The sequence below is a fragment of the Micromonospora sp. NPDC049175 genome (genome assembly GCF_043197345.1).
Lineage (GTDB): Bacteria > Actinomycetota > Actinomycetes > Mycobacteriales > Micromonosporaceae > Micromonospora.
The window spans coordinates 1,055,092-1,077,181 of the sequence record NZ_JBICSY010000001.1 but is presented as its reverse complement, the minus strand read 5'-3'; the positions used below and the strand labels follow the sequence as shown (position 1 = coordinate 1,077,181).

Sequence of the window (22,090 nt, the reverse complement as noted above, 5' to 3'; positions counted from 1 at the left end):
GATCGGCATGAATGATCATGCTGCCGATCGCTGGAGGTTCGTCGTGGCCAGAGGTGCCACCTTCGCCGCGCTGCGCCACCGCAACTACCGGATCTGGGCGCTCGCCGGATTCGTCTCGGTCATCGGCACCTGGATGCAGGTCCTCGGGGTCAACTGGTACGTCCTGAAGGAAACCGGCTCCGCGACGTCCATGGGCTTCGCCGTGCTGCTCCAGGCGGCGCCCACGCTGCTGCTCAGCGTCTGGGGCGGCGTGTTGGCCGACCGCCTGCCGGCCCGCCCGCTGCTGATCGCCGCCCAGGTCGCCCACGCGGCGCTCGCCGCCGGACTGGCGGCGGTCGCCCTGACCGGGGTCGGCGGCCTGCCGCTGATCTTCGCGATCTCGCTGGGCACCGGTGCCGTCTCGGCGATCGAGGGCCCGGTGATGGGCCGCTGGGCCGCCACCCTCGTCGACCGGGAGACACTCGGCAACGCCCTGGCGCTCGGGTCGCTCACCAACTCCGCCGGGCGCATCCTCGGTATGAGCCTCGGTGCCGTGGTGGTGGCCGCCGTCGGGCCAGCCCTGCTGTTCGGCATCAACGCGGCGAGCTTCGCCGCCGTGGTGGTGGCGCTGTTCGCGGTACGTCCGGGCACCCCGCCGATGGTCACGGCGCGGAGCGGCGGCCGGGCCCACGACGGCGTCCGCGCCGGTTTCGCGTACCTGCGCGGGCAGCCGGTGCTGCTGCTCGCGCTCGCCCTGTCGTTCGTGCTGGGCAGCCTGGGCCGCAACTACCAGGTGACGATGGCCGCGATGAGCGACGGGCCACTGCACGCCGGCGCGTCCGGCTACGGCGTCCTGTCGACAGTGTTCGCGGTCGGGACCGTGGTGGGCGCGCTCGTCGCGGCCCGCCGACGGTCCCTGGACTACCGGACCCTGGTCGCCGCGGGTCTGTTCGCCAGCGGGCTGCAGATCGTCGCCGGCCTGGCGCCGGGAACCTGGAGCTTCGCCGCGATGATCCTGCCGATCGCCGCCGCCGCGGTGGTCATCGACACCACCGTCGGCACCCGCGCCCAACTCGACACCGACGGCGCGATGCGGGGCCGGGTGCTCGCCGCGCTGGCGGTCACCGGCTCGGTCTCGGCCGCGGTCGGCGCTCCGCTGCTCGGCTGGCTCGCCGAACACGCCGGGCCGCGCCAGACGCTCGTGCTCGCCGGATCCGCCGCCGCGATCGCGACGGTGGCGGCGGCCGTCGCCCTGGACCGCCAGCACGCCCGCGCGGCCCTCGCGCTTGTCGCGCCACGCCCCCGTCATCCGGTACGGCGAGTGGCGTTCCGGGCCGCCCGCCTCGTCCGACCCGCCGGGGCGGTCTGTGTCATCGCGCCCGCCGGGGTGGGGGTGGGCGCGTCCCGACTCGGGGTGTTGGCCACCGCCGGACCGGCGGCGCGTCGCTGAGACGGCTGTCACCCCGGGAGGCCGGCTCGCGGGACCTGACGACACGAAGATCGTCGTTACGCTGCGATCATGGAGATCGAGGAGCGCCTACGGTGGACCCGTCGGTGGTTGTGGATCGTGCTGATCGGGCTTTTCCTGAGCGGTGCCACCGCTTTTCCGCTGGAGATCGAGGTGCGCTGGCTGCTGCGCGTACTGGACCCGCTGGCCGGCCAACTGCCCGCCCTGGTCGACTGGATCGAGCGGGTGCACACCGGGCTGGTGACGGCCGGCGAGGACTACCCGTTCCTGCTCTACGGCACCGACTGGTTGGCCTTCGCCCACCTGGTGCTGGCGGTGGCGTTCTGGGGGCCGCTGCGTGACCCGGTGCGCAACGTCTGGGTCGTGCAGGTCGGCATGATCGCCTGCGCGGGCATCGTCCCACTGGCGTTGATCTGCGGCCCGATCCGGGACATTCCCTGGTTCTGGACGCTCATCGACCTGTCCTTCGCGGTCGGGGCGTTCCCGCCGCTCTGGTTCGCCTACCGCCACATCCGCGCCATCGAGGCGAGCACGGCGGATGCGCCAACTGCCCCCGCCGTTCCCCGAACGGGCGTCGTCAGCTAACTGGTCGGGCGGGGTGAGCAATACCCCTGCGGCACCTGTAGAGCTGCCCCAGATATGGGGCAGCGACGTTCGGGCCCAGCCCGGTTTGCCCGTTGTCCTGGCTCTGGCTGCTTGGTCGCTTGGTCGCTTGGTCGCCCGGTTGGCCGGTGGCCCGGTGGGCCGGTTGGCCGGTTGGGCGGTTGCCCCATTGCTGGGGCAGCTCTACAGGCAAGCACCAGAGTGGTCGGGCCTGCCGGGTTGCGGGGGCAGCGCTTCGGCAGGGCGGACAAACGCCGGAGCGGTGGGACACCGCGAGCGCGCGCCAGGGGAGGCAGGGCGTCGGGGCAGGTCGTCGGGCGGCCGGAAGCGCGGCGGGGGCAGGCCGTCGGTCGGCCGGAAGCGCCCTCCGGCGGGGCGGCGGGCGCTTCCGGTCGGCACCGACTCCCAAGGCCTGTTTCATCAGAACTGGCCGGCCTGCGGCGGGCCCGGACGACGACCGGCGGCGTTGCGGTTTCGTTCGGATACCGGTGTTGTATCCGGACGAAACCGCGCCTTGCCGGATCGCCGCCCGGACTCCGCCTCGGCTCGACCGCCCCTATGAAACGGGCCTTAGTTAGTGGGGCAGCAGGTCGTGGGACTCGCGGATCTTGTCCCAGGACTTCGGTTCGGTCGGCGCGGCCGTGGCCTTGCGGGCGGCGGTGGCCACGTCGGGTCGGCCGGCGGTGAACAGCCAGGTGGTGAACAGGTCGTCCAGGTCCAGCCCGGAGATCTGCTCGGCGAGCGCCTGGAACTGCTCGATGGTGCCGTTGCCGTACCGGTGCTCGGCGGTCCACGCCGGCAGGATCTCGAAGAACGCGTCGTCGCCGACGGCCAGCCGTAGCTGGTGCAGGGTCATCGCGCCCCGGTCGTAGACGGCGTCGTCGAAGATCCGGTCCGCGCCCGGGTCACCGGGCAGCACCTGCCAGAACTCGTCGTCGGCCGGGTAGCTGGCGTAGGCGAAGTCGAACACCTCCTGAGCGGTGCCCTCGCCCTGCTCCTCGGACCAGAGCCACTCGGCGTACGAGGCGAAGCCCTCGTTGAGCCAGATGTTGCGCCACTCGGCCACCGAGACCGAGTCACCGAACCACTGGTGGGCGTTCTCGTGCGTCACCACGTACGTGTTGGCGCCGCGCCGCCAGAAGCCGGGCCCGTACACCGGTCGGGTCTGCGTCTCGAGCGCGAAGCCGATGCCGTCGACCGGGCCGGCCACGCCGCCCTGCGCCTCGAACGGGTACGGGCCGAAGATCCCGCTCTCCCAGTCGACGATCTCGGCGGTCCGCTCGATGCTGGCCCGTGCGGCCGGCCCGAGCGCACCCAGCGAGGTGCTGTACGCGTTGACCACCGGCTGGCCGCCGGGGGTGGTGTCGGTGACGATGTCGTACTGCCCGATGGCCATGAAGGCCAGGTAGGGGGCGGTGGGGGAGGTGGTGCGCCAGATCCACCTGGTGCGGTTGCCGGCCTCGGCCGCCGGCGGCCTCGGCTGCACGCCGTTGCTGATCACCTCGACGCCGGTGGGCACCGACACGGAGATGTCGAAGGTGGCCTTGTCCAGTGGGTGGTCGTTGCTCGGGAACCACCACCACGCCGACTCGGGCTCGTTGACGGCGAGGGCCCCGTCGTCGGTACGGGTCCAGCCGGTGTAGCCGCCGACCAGGGTCTCCGACGGGATGCCGGAGTAGCGCACCACGATGGTGAGCTGCTGGCCCCGGGTCACCGTGCGGGCCGGGGTGACCACCAGTTCGTGTGCGCCCGCGGTGCTGGTGGTCGCCGCCCATCCGTTGACCCGCACCGACTCGACGTCGAGCAGGAAGTCCAGGTTGAACGCCGAGAGGTCCTGCGTGGCGGTGGCGAGGATCGTGGTGGTGCCGCTGAGCTGGTCGGACGCCGGGTCGTACCGCAGTCGGACGTCGTAGTGCTCGACGTCGTAGCCGCCGTTGCCGTAGTCGGGGAAGTAGGTGTCGCCCAGGCCGGGTGCGCCGGGTTGCGGCGCGGCGGTGACGACGGGTCGCCCCCAGCCGGTCGGGGCGGCCTGGCCGGGCGTGCCGGCGAGCATTGTGCCGGCGGTGGTGAGGGTCAGGGCGGCGGTGGCCGCCGTGAACATTCGTCGCACGGGGTGGACTCCCTCCATCGGGTGTTCGCCACGCAAACCTAATCGACAACGGTGGACGTCGCGGCCCGTCGCGCCCGGCCTGTCGTCGGCGTCCCCGCTGGACGGCCGGCCGCCGGTCGCTGGCGTGCCTTGCGGCGCAAGGTCACACTGTGTGGATCGGAGGTGACGCGTGCGGCGATCCGAGGTGCCCAGGCGCGAGTTGATCGGCCAGCGACAGCCGCCCGGAGGGCGGGACCGGCTACCGGCCGGCGGGCTGGAGTTCTTCGCGCTGCTCGCACGGCTGCTGCGACGACCCCGCCGCGGTGACCGGCGACTGCCGCTGCTCTGGCTGGTCCGCTCCGACACCCTGGTCCGCGCCGACACCTCGGATCTGATGGCGCCGCTGCGCCGGTTCCTCGGCCAGGGGCCCCGACGGCGGGTGCCGCACGCCGTGCTGGACGCCGACGCGCCCCCGGGCGCCGGGGACGTGCCGGCGTTGCTGCGCGAACTGCACCGGCAGCTCTCCCTGGAGGCGTTCGGCGCCGCGCGGCTGCGCTTCCGGCACTATCCGCTCGCCGACTGGCTGATGCACCAGAGCCTCAGCTTCGGCACCGACGCCGACGACAGCCGGGCGGCCCTGGTACGCCGGCTGCGGGATCGCCGGGGGACGCGGACCCCCGAGGCGCCGCCCTCCGGTGGTGACGCGGTGAGCATCGCCTCGCAGGTGGTGCTCTGGCTGGTCCGCCGCGCCGTGCCGAGCGTGGTCTTCCGGGCCGCCGTCTCCGGCCGGGTGCCGGTGCTCGGGCGGCACTACAACTGGTTCATGCGCCAGCAGTACCTGGCGCCCCGGCAGTCGGTCACCTTCCTCGGTTTCGCCGAGCGCCTCACCGCCGGCTGGCGCGACGGCGAGCAACCCGACCAGGTCAACAAGCTGCTGCTGCACGCGTTCCTGGAGGACCTGCGGCAGGCGTACCGGCGTCGGCCCTGGCGCCCGTCGGACTGGCGGCGCACCGCGTACCCGGCGCTGCTGCTCGATCACGTCGCTCCCGGCAACGTCGGCGGCGAGCTGGTCCGCCTGATCGGCGACGTCCGCACCGAGACCGGCCGCAACGACCCGCTGCTGATCGTCGCCTCCGGCGGGCAACCCCCACCGGAGCTGCCCGAACCGCACCCGTTGACCGAGGCCGACGAGGCGTACGACGAGTGGGCCGAGGCGTTGCCGGAGATGCGGCGGCTGCGCCGCAAGGCCGCCTGGCTGGTGGCGTTGCGGCCCGACGACACCGACACCGGCCCGCCGTCGCGGGGCGGGATGCGACCGTTCTCCGCCCCCGACCCGCCCTGGTGGTCGCGGCGCTTCCTGCCGGCCGCGCTCTGCCTGGTGCTGCTCGCCGCGGGTGGTGTGTGGGTGGGCAGCCGGTGGGGGCCGGGCTGCCACCCCTCGCTCACCGGCGGCCGGGTCTCGGTCGAGGTGGCCGGCAGCGGCGAGTGCGTCGGCTACAGCGACAGCGCGGCGCAGGTGTTCAACAACGACCCCGGCCAGGACCGGCTGCGCACCGTTCAAGAGCGCATCTTCGCGCAGAACCGCGCCGCCGAGGAGGTGTGGCAGCGCAGCGACCGACGCCGGCCCTTCCTCACCCTCGTCTACCTGGGCACGCTCACCGGCAACCGGACCCGCGCCGACGAGGAGTCGTACGTCTCCGAGCGGGAGGAGTTGGAGGGGATGGCGACCGCCCAGTACGCGTTGCTGAAGGAGTCGGCCGGCGCCGACGGCGCCGCGCTGCTGCGGATCGTGGTGGCCAACGGTGGCCGGCAGATGGTCTACGCCGACCGGGCGGTGGCGATGCTCGCCGAGCTGGCCCGGGACGACCCCACGGTGCTCGGGGTGGTCGGGCTGGTGGAGAGCCGGACCAGCACCGCCCGCGCGTTGCGCGAGCTGAACCAGATCGGCCTGCCGGTGTTGGCGCCCACCCTGTCGGCCGACAAGATGGACGCCAACTCCCGCCTCTACCTCCAGATCTCCGCGCCGAACAAGGACCAGGTGAAGCTTGTCGACGCGTACGCCCAGCAGGTGCTGAAGGCCAACGAGGCGCACGTCTTCTACACCACACTGGAGGGCAGCACGCTCACCGAGGACCTCTACGTTGGCACCCTCGTCGACGGGCTCCGACAACAGTTCGGCCCCCGGATCACCCGCCTCGACGAGTGGCGCAACGGGCAGCGGCTTGTCGACGAGTGCGGGTACCCCGGGTTGCTCTTCTACGCGGGTCGATGGTCGGAGTTCGACGGTTTCCTGCGGGCGCTGCGCGAGTGCGGCGGCAACCCGCCCCGCCACCTCGTGGCCGACGACTCGGCCAACCGGTACATGGCCAACCCGGGTCTACGCGCCGCCGCGCCCGGGAACCTGCCCGTCACGTACGTCTCCAAGGCCGCGCTGGCCACCTGCGCCGCGCTGCGGGCCGCCCAGGACCGGCGCGACGACGACGCGCGGGCCAGCTTCCTGTCCTGGATCCAGGCCGACGACCTGCTCGACCCTCCGCGCTGCCGACCCGGCTCCGAGGAGCAGGTCGGCGAGCGGGTCAGCCTCGCCTACGACGCGTCGATGATGATGGTCCGGGCGGTGGAGAGCCTCGCCGCCCGGCTGCACCACGCCGACCCCCGGCAACGCTGGGAGCCGACCTCGGTCAACCCGGTGGGCGTGCACGCCGAGGTGCTCCGGCAGAACGCCGGCCAGGGCTACCCGGGGGTCGCCGGGCTGATCCGGTTCACCCCCGACTCGGGTGAGCCGGTCGACAAGCGGCTGGCCCTGATGCGGGTGGAGCGGGTGCCCGACGTGGCGACGGCACCCGTGGAGGTGTTCCGCTGCGGGGTGGCCGACGCGTCCACCCCGGCGGCGTGCGGTCCGGTGTGACACGTCCGCACGGGACTGTCCGGTTGCCACCGACGTCCGTTAGGGTTCCTGGGACCAGGCGGCGTTGGCGTTGGGGGCAGAGGTTGGGCAGGCTCGCGTCGGCGTACGGGCAGGCGGTGAATGCCCACCGGGCGGCCCGAGCGCACCTGGACGCCGCCCGTAACGCCCTCGGCGCGACGCCGGCGGCCGTGGCGCCGACAGGTGCCGCCGAGCTGGTGGCCCGCCTCGCCCACCTCGGTGGCGCCCTGGCCACTCCCGCGCCGGGCGTCACGCCGCTGACCGACGAGCCGACCGCCGTGCGGATCGGCGCGGCGTCCACCCCGGACGGCGGCTTTCCGGTGCTGGTGCCGCTCGGCGGCGGCCACCACCTGGCGTTGGACGCCGACGTCCGGGACCCGCAGGTCGCCGGTTTGTTGCGGGCGCTGGTGCTGCGGCTGGTCGCCACCGCGCCACCCGGTCAGGTCCGGGTCGCCGGCATCGACACCGCCGCGGTGGGCGCCACCTTCGGCCCGCTGCGCCCGTTGCTCGACGCCGGGGTGCTGAGCCCGCCGGCGACCGGCGAGGCCGAGGTGGCCGCGCTGCTCGACGCCGCCGAGCGGCACGCCCGCGCGGCACAGCACGCCCAGCCCGCCGCCCGGCACCTGCTGGTGGTGGTCGCCACCGCCGCGCCGCCGCCGCGCGAGCTGGCCCGGCTCGCCGCGCTCACCCACGCCGGCCCGGCCGCCGCCGTCTGCGTGCTGCTCGCCGGCCACCCGTCCCGGCTGCCCGGCGAGACCCCGACGCCGCTGGGCGGCACCACCGCGATCCGGCTCAACCAGGGGTACGCGCACGTCGGCGACCCGCCCGGCGCCCCGTTCAGCGCCGACGGCACCGGTCTCACCGCTCCCGTGCTGCTCGACGGTGACCCTCCGTCCGCGTCGGTACGCGCGCTCGCCGAACACCTGGCCACCGCCGCCCGCCGCTCCGACGCGCTGCCCTTCACCGACCTGCTGCCCGAGCGGCGCTGGGTCGAGTCGGCCGGCAACGGCCTGCGCACGGTGATCGGTCGGGCCGGCGGTACCGCGCCGACCGTCGACACCCCACTGACGCTCGCGTTCGACGACGCCACCCCGCACTGGCTGGTCGGTGGGCGTACCGGCGCCGGCAAGACCGTCTTCCTCCTCGACGTCCTCTACGGCTTGGCCGCCCGGTACTCCCCCGCCGAGTTGCAGCTCTACCTGCTCGACTTCAAGGAGGGCGTGAGCTTCACCGAGTTCGTGCCCACGAGTCGGGACCCGTCCTGGCTGCCCCACGCCCGTGCCGTCGGCATCGAATCCGACCGCGAGTACGGTCTCGCCGTCCTGCGCGAGCTGCGCCGGGAGGCGCAACGCCGGGCCACCGCCCTGAAGCGGCACGGTGTCACCAAACTCGCCGACCTGCCCCGGGACAATCCGCTGCCGCGCATCGTGGCGGTCATCGACGAGTTCCACGTGCTGCTCGCCGGCAACGACGCGCTGGCCCGTGAATCCGTGGACCTGCTGGAGGAGTTGGCCCGCAAGGGCCGCTCGTACGGCATCCACCTGGTGCTGGCCAGCCAGAGCATGACCGGCATCGAGGCCCTCTACGGGCGGGCCGAGGCGATCTTCGGGCAGTTCGCGTTGCGGGTGGCGCTGCCCGGCGGTGGTGGGGTGCTCGACCAGCTCAACACCGCCGCCGCGGCCCTGCCGATCGGTTCCGCAGTGGTCAACACCGCCGCCGGCGCGGTCGGCGCCGACACGGTGCTGCGCTTCCCCGACGCGCACGCCGCGGCGGCGGACCTGGCCGCGTTGCGCCACGACCTGTGGCAGGCCCGGCCGGCGGGCTCGCGGGCACCCGCGGTCTTCAAGGGGTACGAGGCCGCGCGGGTCGAGGACGACCCCACCTTCGCCGGGTTGCGCCCCGGTGGGCGGCGTCCGATGGCCCTGGTCGGCCGGACCGTCGACGTGCACGGCACCACCGCGCTGTTCCTGATGGACGCCACCCCCGGCCGGCACCTCGCCGTGGTGGGCACCGCGCCGGCCGGCGCGGACGTGCTGCGCGCCGCGACGCTCAGCCTGGCCCGCCAGCACCACCCCGGCGACGTCCGGTTCCAGGTGGCCTCCCTGGTCACCGCCGCCGCCGGTGTCGCCGACGACACCGAAACCGCCCTCCGGGCCGCCGGCCACGAGGTGCGGCGCCTCGACGCCGTCGGGCTGCGCGAGCGCATCGCCGCGCTGGCCGCCGAGCCCGCCGGCCGCGAATACCTCGTGGTGTTCGGGATGGACGCCGCCGCGCCGGTCCTCGGGGCCACCGACCCGAGCACCTTCCGCTCCGGCCTGGACGACCTGCGTACCGTCCTGCGCCAGGGCCCCGGGCAGGGAGTGCACCTGCTCGGCTGGTGGCGTGGGCTGCGCCGGCTCGCCGACGACCTCGGCGGCACCCAGAACCGCGACGACGTCGCCTGCCTGGTGGCGCTCAACGTGCCCGGAAGCGAGCTGGCCCTGCACCTCGGCACGCACGACCTCGCCTACACGCCCCGCGCCGACCGGGCGCTGCTGATCGACCGGCACGACCAGCGGACCCGACTGATCGTCCCGTTCGCCGGCGAGGCAGACGAGCCGGACTTCGCCGGCCAGGCAGACGAGCCGGACAGGGAGCGGTGACGGTGTCCTTCGAGGAGTACGCGGCGCTGGCCCGACAGCTCGCCGAGCAGCACCGTGCCGGGGAACAGCACGCCGCCGCCGAGTCCGCGCGCCGCCGTGACCTGCACGCCGCCGTCGACTACCTGCACCAGCGGCTCACCGCCCAGGGCCAGCGCCTCGACCAGCTCGGCCACGCGATCGGCGTCGACCAGCCACCCGCCGCCCCTGTCCCTGCCTCGGGCCCTGCCCCTGCCTCGGGCCCGGGGGCGGGACAGAGGGCGTGGACGGCTGACGAGACCGGCGCCTGGCCCAGCCCGCCGTCTGGCGCCGGGTCGCCCTCCGCTCCCGGCTCCGGGTCGTCTCCCGTTTCCGACGCTGTCAGGGTGCCCGGAACCGGGGACGGGGCATCCGACGGCGCAGCCGGCGGGTCGGGGCGGGCGGGGGTCGGGGCGTACCCCCAGGTGCCGGCGGCGGAGGGGCGGCTGGCGTTGCCGACGACGACGGCGAGCCCGGCGGGCGCCGGGGTGCCGGCGCAGCGGGCGGCGGCGGTCGACCCGGTGGTGGAGCTGGAGCTGGCCCGGCGGATGGCCGACGAGGCCGACCGGCACGGGCAGCAGGCGGAGTTGCTGGCCCAGCGGCCGGCGCTCCTGCCGACGTGGTCGCCGCTGGCGCGGGCGGTCGCCGTCTACGCCGGTTGTGGGGCCGCTGCCGGTGTGGTCATGCTGGCCCTGGTGCTGGCCTCCGGCGTGGGCATTGTGGACGGGTTCACCCTCGGCGCGTGGATCTGCGCGGGGTTGCCGGCGGTGGCGTTCTTCGGCGGGTACCTGGTGCTGGGCCGGTGGGGGCGGCCCGCGATGGTCGCCGGCACCCCGCCGCGTTACCTGCCGCTCGGGTTCCTGATCTGTTTTCTGCTGGTGCCGATGGCGTACTGCGCCTACCTGCTGCTGGTCCGCGGCCTGCGCTGAGCCCCGCCGCGGTCCTGCCCGACCCGCGCCCGGCTTGATCGACTCGGGTTTCAGGAAGGCGGGGTGTCCGGGCCGCTTGGACACGCCGCCTTCAAGGAAACCGAGTCGATCTTTCGCTCCGTTGCGCTCACTGCCGGTCGGACTGGACTGGTGCGCCTGCCCGCTGGCGATCCGTGCCCTGCGGCGAATCGTCGGCGGTGTGTGCGGCGGTAACCAGGATTTCGTCGAGTTCGCGGTCGGTGAGGCATTCGTCTTCGAGCAGCCCGAGCAGCAGCACCGTCCGCGCGACGATCGCCGCCGCGTCGTGGGGCACCGGCGGACGCTCACCGAGCGCCGCCCACACCAGCGCCTCGGCCAGCACCGGGTCGACGTCGTGCCCGGTCGCGTCGTAGCGTTCCCGGGCGGACGCCACGAACCGGATCACCGGCGCCCGATCCTGCCCGGCGACGAACCGACGCCGGACCGCTACCAACAGCGCACCGGCGAGCAGATCCGCGTACCGCCGCCAGTCCGACTCGGCAAACCGGCCCAGCAGGCGTTCGTGGCCGCGTAGCCGCCCACTCAGCAGGCCGCGAAGCGCCGCCTGCGGGTCGCTCACCATCGTCGCTCCCTGATCATCGCGAGTGCTCTCCGGTGTGGGCGTGGCCTGGTCAGTCGATGCCGCCTGGTCACCAGCGCGCTCGCCGACCGGCAGCCGCGGGCGATCACGTCGGCGCCGCCGGCGTCGCTGTCGTTGTCGTGGTCGGCGTGGCTGGCCCTGTCGTGGTCGGCGTGGCTGGCACCGTCGGCGTCGTTGTCGTTGTCGTTGTCGTGGTCGGCGTGGCTGACCCTGTCGTGGTTGGCGTCGTTGTCGGCGTGGGCGTGGGCGTGGGCGTGGGCGTGGGCGTCGGCGTCGCGGTGGCTGGTGGGCTGGGTCGGTGGGGGCGGTGCCGTCACCGAACATCCGGTCAGTGCCGCCACCGAACGCTCGATCCGGCACCCGCCGACCGCGAGGCGGGCAACGACAAGGTCCAATCGGGTGATCGCCGCCGCGAGGTGCCGGGCCGCGACCACGTCCGCCACCTCCCGGGTACGCCGCAGCCGGTCCTCGGTCGCACCCAACCGCCAGCGGACCCGGGCGGCCAGCGCGGCGGCCCGGTCCGCGTCGACCCGAGCGGCGTGCAGACCGGCGAGCAGGTCCCCGACCGAGCCTCCCGGTGATTCCCGATCAGCGGCCAAGCCGGCGTAGACCAGGCTCAGCGCCCGCCAGCACTCCGTGACCGCGTCCTGCCAGGGCAGCCGCCGGCCGGGCGGCCCTGCCCCGTGTAACTGTGCACCGGCCCGATCGGCGGCGGAGATGGTCGCCAGCCAGGCGGCACGTAGATCGTCCAGAGTGTCGGCGCTCATTCGCCCGCCTCGGCACTGGACTTGACCAGCAGGGCGAAGCGCACATCGGTACAGGGGTAGTCGACACCGCACTCGCACAGCCAGCGACGCACCACCCGGGGCGGATGGGCGAAGAGGACGTCGTCGGCGTCCTCGACGTCCTGATCGGACACGAGACGACGGCGGTTCTCGGCTGGGGCTGGGGCTGGTGGGTCGGTGGGGGATTCGTCGGGTCGATCGGGCATCGGGTGGCTCCCGTCGGGGGTTGTCTCCTAGCTGCTCACGGCTCCTGCGTCGGGGCGGCGTGCGGGCACGCCCCGGGACGCCCGGCCGAACGGGGGGACCGACCGACCGGGCGCTTCCTGCGCGGTGGGAACGACCAGCTCCGGGTTTGCAGACCAGGGAGCCGGTCGACTCGAACTTTGTCACACTAGTCTGTACAAGTCAACGACAGACTAGTCCGTTCTTGTACTGACAAGTTGGGTGTGATCAAATGGCGGTGCAGACCAGGGAGACGACATGCCCGCCAAGCCCAAATGGGCGCAGCTCGCGGACCATATCCGAGAGCAGATCGCGTCCGGTGAACTCGCCCCAGGTGACAAGCTGCCTTCCACCTCCCAGCTCCGTGTTGAGCACGGTGTATCGGCCGGTGTGGTGCGGCAGGCGATTCTCGTCCTACAGACCCAAGGCCTTGTCGAAGGCGTTCATGGGCTGGGCGTCTTTGTCACTGAGCACTGAGCAGGCCACCCCCGACCAACCGGTGATCGCGCTTCTCGGCGAAGTTTCAGTCTGCAACGTGGCTTGAGTTTGGACGATCTGTTGCTTCTGTCATGACGAGAGAGCGATCAGGCGGTCGCGCTGGGTGCGCGAATCTCGTACGCTCCCATGTGGTCTCTGCCGGTGCGGTGGTGGAGGCGATGGTCGATCACGGGGAGGTGCGCGTGAGCGCAGCACAGATCATCGCGAGGTTGGCGGCGGCGTCGCAGAAGCTGGACGAGGCGAAGGCCAAGACCGCGGCGGCAGCACAGGACGCGGCCGAGGCGCGGGCGCTCGTCGCCGGTGCGCTTGAAGGTGTGGCCGCTGGTCCGCTGGTCGGCATGATCGATTCCTACCGTCAGGCGCTCGCGCAGGCATCCCAGGGTGGCGACCCGGCCAAGCAGCACGTGCAGGAGACGATCGCCAAGGTCCGAGCGCTGGGAAACTGACCACGGGTGGTGGCAGCGCAATCCACCAACCACCCGCAGTGGTGACTCCGACCATTCGTCCTCATGTCCCCCGGCAGTCTGAAAACCCTCCGAATCGCCGGGAGGGTGCTCGTGCTCGCCGAAACGCTGATGCGCGAGACATTGCACAGCCCTCCAGCCGGCGGGAACGGGTGAGCGCGGAGGCAGTCGGTTTCTGGGCGTCGGCTGGTGGGGCCGCTTGGGCAACAGTCGCCGAGTTTATGCCAGTGCTGCCGAAGGCGGTCGCCGGGACGCTCTTGGCGACGGCGGCCACAGTCAGCGCCGGCAAGTCATGGTTGAAGAGGCGCCAAGAGAGGAATCAAAGTGAAGATCAATAGCTCCGCCGAAGCCGTGATGCGGGCCATAATCCATGCCGCCGTGCAGCGCGATTTCGCACAGCTCGATGAGCGCTTGCGCGCTCTCAATGACGCCGACACGGCTGCCGCAACCGTCGAACTTGCGCTGGGCCTTGTCGGCTTCCTGATGGTCGACATCCATGAGGGTCGGCCGAGCGACGATCAGATTTCAGCGGTGGCTAAGGAAGTCGCTGAAGCAGAATCCTGGGCCCAACCAACCCACCGCGAGGTGGCGGACTTCTTGATGAGACTGATGAGGGGTGAGCCGTTCACGGTGGCAGTCCCCAGTGAAAACGTCATCATCCTGGCATTCGTCGTCGCCGCGAACCTGCTGTCCTCATGCCGCCGGGACGATGAGAAGTGGTGGGACTATCTCGATCGGGTGGAGGCAACGATGGAGGCGGCGAGGTGACCCACCTGGCTGAGCCGTCGTCCGGGGCAGTGGATGCTTGGGTGGCTTCCGCATCGGCTATCTGCCACCGGGCGAGCCCGCGGCCCTTCGCTGCGGGATGAGCCCTCATGTGCCACACGCCGCACGGGCACGAGACTGCGAAAGAACGCCTTCCGCCACCGGCGGCGTCAGCTCAAGCGGCGGACGACCGGACGCAGAACCGTGACAAGTAAGCTCGTGTCGGTGCTGGTCAGGTGCTCGCGGCACGCTGCGATGTTGTCAGCCTCGCTTAGCTCCGACCAGTCAAGCAGAAAGCCTGCGGCGGCGCCGAGCTGTCGGAGGAAGGATCGGATCGCTCGGCCGTTGCCCTCGCGGAAGGGGTGACAGACGTTCAACTCGCCGTAGTAGTGGGCGAGTGTCTCGACGAACGCTTCGTGCTTCAGGCCGAGAAGGAAGCCGTCCTTGCTGAGTCCGCTGAGGATCGTGCTCACTTGGTCGTCGATGTATCGCCAGTGACAGAAGCGCGCTCCCGGCTTACTGATGTCGACGGTCCTGGTCTGCCCGGCCCAGTCATACAGATCGCCGAACAACTTCCGATGGAACGCCTGCAGGTGGTCGAGGCCGTAGCTGCCCGGGATCATCATTCGGGATGCTTGAACCTCCCGAATCGAGGTCAGGCGAAACTCCGCCTCCCGAAGGATGACGGGATCCGTGATTCCTAACTTGTTCTTGAGGCAGGCGGTCCCTGGCCAGCAGTACGGATCATGCACCCTTGAGGCGAGCAATCTCTTGAGAGACCAGCTCGTCCGCGCTGATCAAACCCGATGCCACATCGCGGAGCTTGTCCTGCCAGTCCTGGTCGAACTCCTTGCCTTCCAGGGCGGCGTTCGCAGTGGCTAGACCGACAGCGGTCTCCGTGTTCGCGATCTGCCGCGCATAGTACGTCCGCATAAGGTCAGTGCTTATCCTTGCCGACGAACTGGCCGACTCGGGAAGCGCACCGCGGGCAGCCCTCCAGGGCAGCTCGTTGTGCGTCATGAGGGACAGCTCGCTCGCCGAGAACTTGCCGTACTCATCAGTGACCCACTGGACGGTCCTGTGTTGGTCTGGTGTCAGGCGTGCGGCCTCCCCGTGTGGCCACTCAGACACGATGAGCTGCCTACGGTGGTGTCGGTAGAGAGGTGGAACGACGGGGCCCTCCCGCCAAGCTTCGATCGGCTCGGGGAACAACAAGGCTCCCTCGCGCGCCAGATGCCACCCCTGGCAGTAGTAGACGAGTTTTTCCAGTTTCATCGCGGTGACACTGCCGAGTTTGCTGAGCACCGCTGCTGCGACATCGTGAGCGGTAGCCATCTGGTAACACCCCCTACCTTGGCCTGGCTTCGAGACTAGCGATCGGTTGGACGCTTCGCTGACTCTGGGCTGTGGTGTCGAGTCGACTTCAATCCTATAGGCAAGGCGAACCAGGCAATAGAACGTACGTTCGACCTGCTGCCGCTGTCGGAAAGCTGTCACCGCGCGTGGTACGGGCTGTGCAGAACGGTGATCTTCCCTATCCTGACGTGTTCACCGCAGGCTAGCCACGTGGAGTGTCGTGGATCCTCGACAGGTACGACGTCTGGCAGAGCAGTCCGCCAACTTCGGGTTCCTCAAGGAACACCCGCTGCTGGTCTGGTATGGCGCGGGCGCTGAACTGCTCGTCTATGTCGACGCTCAGTCGGCGATGTTCAAGATCCGTGCCTTCGGCGACGAAATGGCCAAGGACCTGGTCCGCCGCACCGGTGTGCGGCCGCAGCAGAACAACTTCTACCGCCGGGTTGAGGCGCTCTACGCCGACGGCACCCTGGTGCCGGAGATCTATCAGGCTTTCGACCGTCTCCGGGATCAGGGCAACAAGGCCGTACACGATCACCTGGGTGAGGTGCGTGCGGCGCTGGACATGCTCCGGACCTGCTTCGAGCTGGGGGTCTGGTTTCATCGGGCACTGACCGGCGACCGGACTCCGCTCGGCTTCGTGCCACCATCCCCGCCACCCCAGCAGGTGTCGCAGAGTATCGCCGACGGGCTCCAGGCGGAGATCCAGCGCTACAAGGACGAATTGGCGCAGACCAAGCTCCTGCTGGAAGGCAAGGCGTCGCTGGCCCAGGCCCAGGCCGATGCGATGGTCGCCGCGGATCGCGCCGTTCGCGATGCCGACGCCCGCCGCGAACAGGCGGCTGTCCTGGTGGCGAGCCTCGAGCCGGCGGCCGAGGCGGAGCAGGCGGCGCTGGACAGCAAGGCGACGGCCAAGGTCTCGGCCGCTCGACGCGAGGAGTTCATCGCCCGCGCCCGTCGTGCCTCGCACGAACCCCTCAACGAGATGCAGACCCGGGTCGAGATCGACCGGCAGTTGGGCGCTGCCGGCTGGATCGTCCAAGACGAGAGCCAGATCAACCTCTGGGCGGGCGCCGGCGTCGCCGTCCGCGAGGTGACCCTGGCGGCGGGCCGGGCCGACTACCTGCTCTACGTCAACCAGCGGCTGGTCGGCGTGATCGAGGCCAAGCGGGAGGGGACCGCGCCGCGCGGTGTCGAGGCGCAGCTCGACCGCTACCTCAACGGGCTCACCGCCGAGCAGAAGCTCGCCGCGTGGCACCGGGACGATCCGCTGCCCTTCGGCTACGTCGCCACGGGCACCGAGACCGCCTTCGTCAACCGGCTCGACCCGTTCCCCCGTACCCGTGAGATCTTCGCCTTCCACCGGCCGGAGACGTTCGCGCGGTGGATGCGGGAGGCCGACGACGACCCGGCAGCACCGACGCTGCGGGCGCGGCTGCGGCGGATGCCCGCGCTGGACCGGCTCGGCCTGCGGCCCGCCCAGGTGGACGCCATCGACGGGCTGGAACGCTCCCTCGCCGAGGATCATCCGCGTTCGCTGATCCAGATGGCCACGGGTGCCGGCAAGACGTTCACGGCGGTCACCAGTAGCTACCGGCTGCTGAAGCACGCCCGCGCCGCGCGGATCCTGTTCCTGGTCGATCGCAACAACCTCGGCAAGCAGACCCTGCGGGAGTACGCGGGCTACCAGACCCCGGACGATGGACGGAAGTTCACCGAGCTGTACAACGTCGATCGGCTCTCCGGAGCCGGGATGCTCGACTCCTCGAATGTGGTCATTTCCACCATCCAGCGGCTGTACGGCGCGCTGCGCGGCGACGAGTTGCCGGACGTGGACCTCGACGACCGGGCGTACGACGACTACGAGTTGGACGAGCCGGCCGATGTCGCCTACAACCGGCAGCTTCCGCCGGAGACATTCGACCTGATCGTGGTCGACGAGTGCCACCGGTCGATCTACGGCAAGTGGCGGGGCGTCATCGAGTACTTCGACGCGTTCGTGGTCGGGCTCACCGCCACGCCGGTCAAGCAGACGCTGGGCTTCTTCCAGCAGAACCTGGTCTCGGAGTACACCTACGAGCAGGCGGTTGCCGACGGCGTGAACGTCAGCTTCGACGTGTACCGGATCAAGACGGAGATCACCGAGAAGGGCGCCGACATCGAGGCCGGGACCGTCGTTCCGCTGCGGGACCGCCGCACCCGGGCCGAGCGCTACCAGGAGCTGGAAGACGACTTCACGTACGGCGGCAACCAGGTCGGTCGGTCGGTGATCTCGAAGGGGCAGCTCAAGCTGGTGCTGGAGACGTTCCGGGAGAAGCTCTTCACCGAGATCTTTCCCGGCCGGTCGACCGTGCCGAAGACGCTGATCTTCGCGCGGGACGACAACCACGCCGAGGAGATTGTGCAGATGGTCCGGCTGGTCTTCGGGCGGGGCAACGACTTCGCCGCGAAGATCACGTACGCATCCCGAAAGGGTGGCGACAACCCGGACACCCTCATCCAGGCGTTCCGCAACAGCCCGGAGCTGCGCATCGCGGTGACCGTCGACATGATCGCCACCGGCACCGACGTACGGCCTCTCGAATGCGTCTTCTTCCTCCGGCCGGTGCGCAGTGCCACCTACTTCGAGCAGATGAAGGGCCGTGGTGCCCGCACCATCGATGCTGCCGAATTCCAGGCTGTCACGCCCGACGCCGAGGTCAAGGACCGGTTCGTCATCGTCGATGCGGTGGGCGTCACCGAAGCGGACCTGGACGAGGCCGTGCCCCTGCAACGGCACTCCGAACGGCAGATCTCTCTACGCGACTTGCTGAAGAAGGCCGGCACGCTGACCGCCGACCCGGACGAGGTGGCCACGCTCGCCGCCCGGCTGGCCCGGCTGGACCAGCAGTTGACCGATGACGAGCGCGCCGAACTGGCCGACCTAGCAAACCAGCCGCTGACCGGCATCGTGCGGGGCCTGGTGGATGCGGTCGCCCCCGAACAGCTCAACCCTGCGAAGGAAGCTGGCCCTGACGCTGTCCGCGACCTGCTGACCGGCGCGCTGCGCCCGCTTGCCGCGAACCCGGCGCTGCGCGAGCGCATCCTGGAGATCCGCCGTGCGCACGACATCACCATCGACGAGGTGAACGCCGACAAGCTGATCTCGGCAGCCGGTGTGCCGCCTGAGGAACGTGCCCAGGTCACCGTCAAGAGCTGGCACGACTATCTGGAGGAACACCGCGACGAGATCACGGCGTTGCAGGTCTTCTTCGAGGGCCGGGGACGGGTCGGCTACGACCAACTCAAGGAGCTGGCGGCGCGGATCGCCCGGCCGCCGCAGGCGTGGACGCCAGAGTCGCTGTGGAAGTCGTACGTGCTGCTCGGCCGCACCGCGGAGGCATCGGGCAGCAGGGGAGTGACGGATCTTGTCAGCCTCATCCGGTATGAGTTGGGGCTGGATCAGGAGCTGCGCCCGTACCGCAGTCTCGTCGAGGAGCGCTTCCGTGGGTGGCTGCTCCGGCAGGAGCAGGCGGGCGCTACGTTCACTGCCGATCAGGCGTGGTGGCTGGAGAGGATCAAGGACGTGATAGCGGTCAGCGTGGAAGTCACCCCCGACGACCTGGAGGGCGCGCCGTTCAGTGAGCGGGGCGGGATCGACGGGTACGCGGGCGCGTTCGGCAAGCGCGCTGAGCCGCTGCTCAACGAACTGAACCAGGAGTTGTCCGCGTGACCGAGGTGCCCTTCGACATCCCAGATTCTTGGAGGTGGGCGACCTTCGGTGATGTGGCCCGCGTTGCTTCCAACTTGGTGGACCCCGCCGATCACGCGGAAGCGCCTCACATTGCGCCTAATCATGTCGAGTCGGGCACTGGCCGTTTGCTGCCTTATCGCACAATCGCAGAAGACGGGGTAGCAAGCCCTAAGCATCATTTCTACCCAGGCCAGCTCGTATATTCAAAAATCCGACCCTACTTGGCTAAAGTCGTAGACGTCGACTTCGAAGGCCTTTGCAGTGCTGACATGTACCCAGTCGATGTGTTTATCGATAGGCGATTCTTGTTCCACTGGATGCTTACTCCTACTTTCACTGCTGCGGCTGCCGGTCACCAAGCCCGAACGGTGCTCCCCAAGATCAACGAACGTGCTCTATTGCAAATATTGGTACCCGTTCCGCCGCTTGCCGAGCAGCGCCGCATTGTCGCCGCCCTCGAAGATAATCAATCGCGCCTCGATGCGGGTTTGGCTCCTGTCGAAGCTGGCTTGCGTAGAAGTCGGCTCATGACTGAACGTCTCGCCGATCGCGCGGTTCGAGGGCTTTCGCACGGGGTGTCGCAGAGGGCTGTTGGGCTTCAGCCTTCGGGTGATGAACTTGAAGAGCAGGTATTTCGCCGAGCACGGAAGCGGATCGAGCCCGATCCGATGCCGGGGTTTGATCTGCCAATCGGTTGGGCTTCGGTCAGCCTGGGGATGTTGAGCTACGACTGGGGCTATGGAACGTCAACGAAATGTGATTATAGTGCGCCCGGTTCGCCGGTTCTTCGGATACCGAATATCCAGCGAGGTGAGGTCAACCTGAATGACATTAAGAACGCCCTCGACGAGTCGTTGGATCTCAGCAACTACTTCCTGAGCCCAGGCGATATCTTGTTCGTCCGCACCAACGGCAGCCGGGACCTGATCGGCCGCGTTGCCGTTGTGCGACAGGTGCTGTCTATGGCCTTCGCCTCCTACCTGATCCGGTTCCGGCTTTCGACTGACCTCGTGGAGCCCGGGTGGATAGCCCTGGTTGTCTCCAGCTCGGATTGGCGTAGGCGCTTGGAACGAGCAGCGGCCTCCTCCGCCGGCCAGTACAACTTGAATTCGAGGCTGCTCTCCTCATTGCCGATTCCGCTCCCCTCCGTGCCGATGCAACGTCACCTACTTCAGGAGCTAGGGGAGACGACGGCGGTGGCCGATCGATTGAGCGAGGCGCTCACCTTGGTGAAAAGCAAGGGCTTATCACTCCGTCGCTCACTACTTGGTGAGGCGTTTGCGGGCCGGCTGGTGCCGCAGGATCCGAACGACGAGCCGGCATCGAAGCTGTTGGAGCGGATCCGCGCCGAGCGGGCAGCCGCGCCGCCGAAGCAGAAAACCCGTCGACGTACCCAGAAAGAGCTGCCAGCTCCGCCGACCAGAGTGACCGGCGACAACTACCAGCAGGAGGCATTGCCGCTGTGAGCACTGTGGATTCGCGCCGGTTGGTGCAGAAGCTGTGGAACTACTGCGACGTCCTGCGCGACGACGGCGTCTCGACCATCGACTACGTGGAGCAGTTGACGTTCCTGCTCTTCCTGAAGATGGCCGACGAGCGGGCCAACCGGTCGATCCGGCCCGAGCAGATTGTGCCGGACGAGCTGAGCTGGCAGACGCTGCTCGACGCCGAGGGCGACGCCCTGGAGGTGCAGTACCGCCACATCCTCACCGGCCTGGCCCGGGAGGGCGGCACGCTCGGCACGATCTTCCGCAAGGCGCAGAACAAGATCCAGGACCCGGCGAAGCTCAAGCGGCTCATTGTTGACCTGATCGACAAGGAGCAGTGGTCGCAGGCAGGCGTCGACGTCAAGGGTGACGCCTACGAGGAGTTGCTGGCCAAGGGCGCCGAGGACACCAAGTCCGGTGCCGGCCAGTACTTCACCCCGCGAGCACTGACCGCCGCGATGGTCGACTGCATGCAACCCACTCCCGACGACACGATCACCGACCCGGCCTGCGGGACAGGTGGTTTCCTGCTCGCCGCGTTCGACTACATCCAGCGTCACCACGGCAGTGCCCTCACGCCGGACCAGCGTCGCCGCCTCGCCAACGGCGCGATCACCGGCACCGAGCTGGTCGACGGCACCGCCCGGTTGGCCGCGATGAACATGCTGCTCCACGGCATCGGCACCCCCAGCGGCGACTCCCTGATTGCGATCAAAGACGCTCTCGGTAAGGAACCAGACCGCCGCTACAGCCTGGTCCTCGCGAACCCGCCGTTCGGCCGCAGCTCCTCGATCCGCATGATCGGTGAGGACGGCCGCTCTACCCGCGAGGAGCGGGAGATCGAGCGGAACGACTTCTGGGCCACCACCGCCAACAAGCAGCTCAACTTCGTCCAGCACATCGCCTCACTGTTGGAGATCGACGGCCGGGCCGCGGTCGTCCTGCCGGACAACGTGCTCTTCGAGGGCGGTGCGGGGGAGACGATCCGCCGCCGGCTGCTCAAGCAGTACGACCTGCACACCATGCTGCGCCTACCCACCGGCATCTTCTACGCCGGCGGAGTGAAGGCCAACGTGCTCTTCTTCGAGCGCAAGCGCGCTCGCGAGGAGCCGTGGACCCAAAAACTCTGGGTGTACGACTTCCGCACCAACCAGCACTTCACGCTGAAGCAGAACCCGCTGCGCCGCGACCATCTCCAAGACTTCGTCGACTGCTACCTACCGGGCAAGGACCGCGCCGATCGGGTCGAAACCGAGCGGTTCAAGGCGTTCTCCTATGAGGAGCTGATCGCCCGCGACAAGGTGAACCTCGACATCACCTGGCTCAAGGACGCCTCCCTGGAGGACGCCGACGCGCTCCTGCCGCCGGAGGTGATCGCGCAGGAGATCGTCGAGGACCTGGAGGCGGCGCTGCGCGAATTCGCCGCCATCGCGGAAGCCCTGTCGTCGCGTGCCGCCCAAGCCACGGACACCTGAGCAGGCGCAGGCGGCGTCAGAACAGGTGACCAGCG

General features: G+C 70.0%; 17 protein-coding genes. 11 read left to right on the top strand and 6 right to left on the bottom strand.

From position 1 onward, the window contains the following. The first annotated feature begins 43 nt into the window (after nucleotides 1–43). Together ACGFH8_RS04475 and ACGFH8_RS04470 are read left to right on the top strand one after the other, a co-directional pair. Nucleotides 44–1,429 (top strand): MFS transporter, encoded by a 1,386-nt coding sequence (locus ACGFH8_RS04475; RefSeq protein WP_393363244.1) that lies wholly within the window; start codon nucleotides 44–46, stop codon nucleotides 1,427–1,429. Between the two features lie 69 nt (nucleotides 1,430–1,498). Then, a complete protein-coding gene (locus tag ACGFH8_RS04470; protein WP_393363241.1) occupies nucleotides 1,499–2,032 on the top strand; it encodes a hypothetical protein in 534 nt (177 codons plus the stop codon). Between the two features lie 592 nt (nucleotides 2,033–2,624). Here ACGFH8_RS04470 and ACGFH8_RS04465 read toward each other — a convergent pair. Then, on the bottom strand, nucleotides 2,625–4,160 hold the full coding sequence (locus ACGFH8_RS04465; protein WP_393363239.1) for a M1 family metallopeptidase: 1,536 nt from the start codon (nucleotides 4,158–4,160) through the stop codon (nucleotides 2,625–2,627). Between the two features lie 169 nt (nucleotides 4,161–4,329). Between ACGFH8_RS04465 and ACGFH8_RS04460 the strand changes: the two genes are divergently transcribed. The 3 genes from ACGFH8_RS04460 (at nucleotide 4,330) to ACGFH8_RS04450 (ending at nucleotide 10,651) form a co-directional block, all read left to right on the top strand. After that, nucleotides 4,330–7,047, top strand: a complete 2,718-nt coding sequence (locus tag ACGFH8_RS04460; RefSeq protein WP_393363236.1) for a hypothetical protein — start codon at nucleotides 4,330–4,332, stop codon at nucleotides 7,045–7,047. 116 nt (nucleotides 7,048–7,163) lie between these two features. Then, a complete protein-coding gene (locus ACGFH8_RS04455; protein WP_393363233.1) occupies nucleotides 7,164–9,707 on the top strand; it encodes an FtsK/SpoIIIE domain-containing protein in 2,544 nt (847 codons plus the stop codon). Nucleotides 9,708–9,709: 2 nt separating this feature from the next. Continuing rightward, on the top strand, nucleotides 9,710–10,651 hold the full coding sequence (locus ACGFH8_RS04450; RefSeq protein WP_393363230.1) for a hypothetical protein: 942 nt from the start codon (nucleotides 9,710–9,712) through the stop codon (nucleotides 10,649–10,651). A 127-nt stretch (nucleotides 10,652–10,778) separates the two neighbouring features. Here the strand turns inward: ACGFH8_RS04450 and ACGFH8_RS04445 are convergent, their stop codons facing one another. The 3 genes from ACGFH8_RS04445 to ACGFH8_RS04435 are packed head-to-tail and all read right to left on the bottom strand — an operon-like array spanning nucleotide 10,779 to nucleotide 12,189. Beyond that, entirely contained in the window at nucleotides 10,779–11,252 is a 474-nt protein-coding gene (locus ACGFH8_RS04445) for a hypothetical protein (protein WP_393363227.1), read from the bottom strand. Continuing rightward, the gene (locus tag ACGFH8_RS04440; RefSeq protein ID WP_393363225.1) at nucleotides 11,246–12,037 is read right to left on the bottom strand and encodes a hypothetical protein; all 792 of its coding nucleotides are present in this window, start codon (nucleotides 12,035–12,037) and stop codon (nucleotides 11,246–11,248) included. The genes ACGFH8_RS04445 and ACGFH8_RS04440 overlap by 7 nt, the downstream gene beginning before the upstream one ends. Next, nucleotides 12,034–12,189, bottom strand: a complete 156-nt coding sequence (locus ACGFH8_RS04435) for a hypothetical protein (RefSeq protein ID WP_357374398.1) — start codon at nucleotides 12,187–12,189, stop codon at nucleotides 12,034–12,036. The genes ACGFH8_RS04440 and ACGFH8_RS04435 overlap by 4 nt, the downstream gene beginning before the upstream one ends. 346 nt (nucleotides 12,190–12,535) lie before the next feature. Between ACGFH8_RS04435 and ACGFH8_RS04430 the strand changes: the two genes are divergently transcribed. The 3 genes from ACGFH8_RS04430 to ACGFH8_RS04420 all read left to right on the top strand — a co-directional run bounded on the left by ACGFH8_RS04430 (nucleotide 12,536) and on the right by ACGFH8_RS04420 (nucleotide 14,007). After that, nucleotides 12,536–12,754 carry a winged helix-turn-helix domain-containing protein gene (locus ACGFH8_RS04430; protein ID WP_393363222.1) on the top strand — a complete coding sequence of 73 codons (219 nt, stop codon included), beginning with the start codon at nucleotides 12,536–12,538 and terminating at the stop codon, nucleotides 12,752–12,754. Between the two features lie 179 nt (nucleotides 12,755–12,933). Further along, nucleotides 12,934–13,221 (top strand): DUF6244 family protein, encoded by a 288-nt coding sequence (locus tag ACGFH8_RS04425; protein ID WP_231394634.1) that lies wholly within the window; start codon nucleotides 12,934–12,936, stop codon nucleotides 13,219–13,221. 342 nt (nucleotides 13,222–13,563) lie between these two features. Further along, nucleotides 13,564–14,007, top strand: a complete 444-nt coding sequence (locus ACGFH8_RS04420) for a hypothetical protein (protein ID WP_393363219.1) — start codon at nucleotides 13,564–13,566, stop codon at nucleotides 14,005–14,007. A 167-nt stretch (nucleotides 14,008–14,174) separates the two neighbouring features. On the opposite strand, the gene ACGFH8_RS04415 is transcribed toward ACGFH8_RS04420, so the two are convergent. Both ACGFH8_RS04415 and ACGFH8_RS04410 read right to left on the bottom strand, forming a co-directional pair. Beyond that, entirely contained in the window at nucleotides 14,175–14,630 is a 456-nt protein-coding gene (locus ACGFH8_RS04415; RefSeq protein WP_393363217.1) for a Fic/DOC family protein, read from the bottom strand. Between the two features lie 118 nt (nucleotides 14,631–14,748). Further along, a complete protein-coding gene (locus ACGFH8_RS04410) occupies nucleotides 14,749–15,339 on the bottom strand; it encodes a Panacea domain-containing protein (RefSeq protein ID WP_393363214.1) in 591 nt (196 codons plus the stop codon). Nucleotides 15,340–15,580: 241 nt separating this feature from the next. Between ACGFH8_RS04410 and ACGFH8_RS04405 the strand changes: the two genes are divergently transcribed. The 3 genes from ACGFH8_RS04405 to ACGFH8_RS04395 are packed head-to-tail and all read left to right on the top strand — an operon-like array spanning nucleotide 15,581 to nucleotide 22,055. After that, nucleotides 15,581–19,072, top strand: a complete 3,492-nt coding sequence (locus ACGFH8_RS04405) for a DEAD/DEAH box helicase family protein (RefSeq protein ID WP_393363211.1) — start codon at nucleotides 15,581–15,583, stop codon at nucleotides 19,070–19,072. Continuing rightward, a complete protein-coding gene (locus tag ACGFH8_RS04400) occupies nucleotides 19,069–20,559 on the top strand; it encodes a hypothetical protein (protein WP_393363208.1) in 1,491 nt (496 codons plus the stop codon). The genes ACGFH8_RS04405 and ACGFH8_RS04400 overlap by 4 nt, the downstream gene beginning before the upstream one ends. After that, the gene (locus ACGFH8_RS04395; RefSeq protein WP_393363205.1) at nucleotides 20,556–22,055 is read left to right on the top strand and encodes an N-6 DNA methylase; all 1,500 of its coding nucleotides are present in this window, start codon (nucleotides 20,556–20,558) and stop codon (nucleotides 22,053–22,055) included. The genes ACGFH8_RS04400 and ACGFH8_RS04395 overlap by 4 nt, the downstream gene beginning before the upstream one ends. The last annotated feature ends 35 nt before the right edge of the window (nucleotides 22,056–22,090 follow it).

What these genes read in the sequence shown, in the direction of transcription:
- ACGFH8_RS04440 (WP_393363225.1), bottom strand. Translation starts at nt 12,037, where the DNA reads ATGAGCGCCGACACTCTGGACGATCTACGTGCCGCCTGGCTGGCGACC.
- ACGFH8_RS04415 (WP_393363217.1), bottom strand. Translation starts at nt 14,630, where the DNA reads ATGATGATCCCGGGCAGCTACGGCCTCGACCACCTGCAGGCGTTCCAT.
- ACGFH8_RS04425 (WP_231394634.1), top strand. Translation starts at nt 12,934, where the DNA reads ATGGTCGATCACGGGGAGGTGCGCGTGAGCGCAGCACAGATCATCGCG.
- ACGFH8_RS04470 (WP_393363241.1), top strand. Translation starts at nt 1,499, where the DNA reads ATGGAGATCGAGGAGCGCCTACGGTGGACCCGTCGGTGGTTGTGGATC.
- ACGFH8_RS04445 (WP_393363227.1), bottom strand. Translation starts at nt 11,252, where the DNA reads ATGGTGAGCGACCCGCAGGCGGCGCTTCGCGGCCTGCTGAGTGGGCGG.
- ACGFH8_RS04410 (WP_393363214.1), bottom strand. Translation starts at nt 15,339, where the DNA reads ATGGCTACCGCTCACGATGTCGCAGCAGCGGTGCTCAGCAAACTCGGC.
- ACGFH8_RS04430 (WP_393363222.1), top strand. Translation starts at nt 12,536, where the DNA reads ATGCCCGCCAAGCCCAAATGGGCGCAGCTCGCGGACCATATCCGAGAG.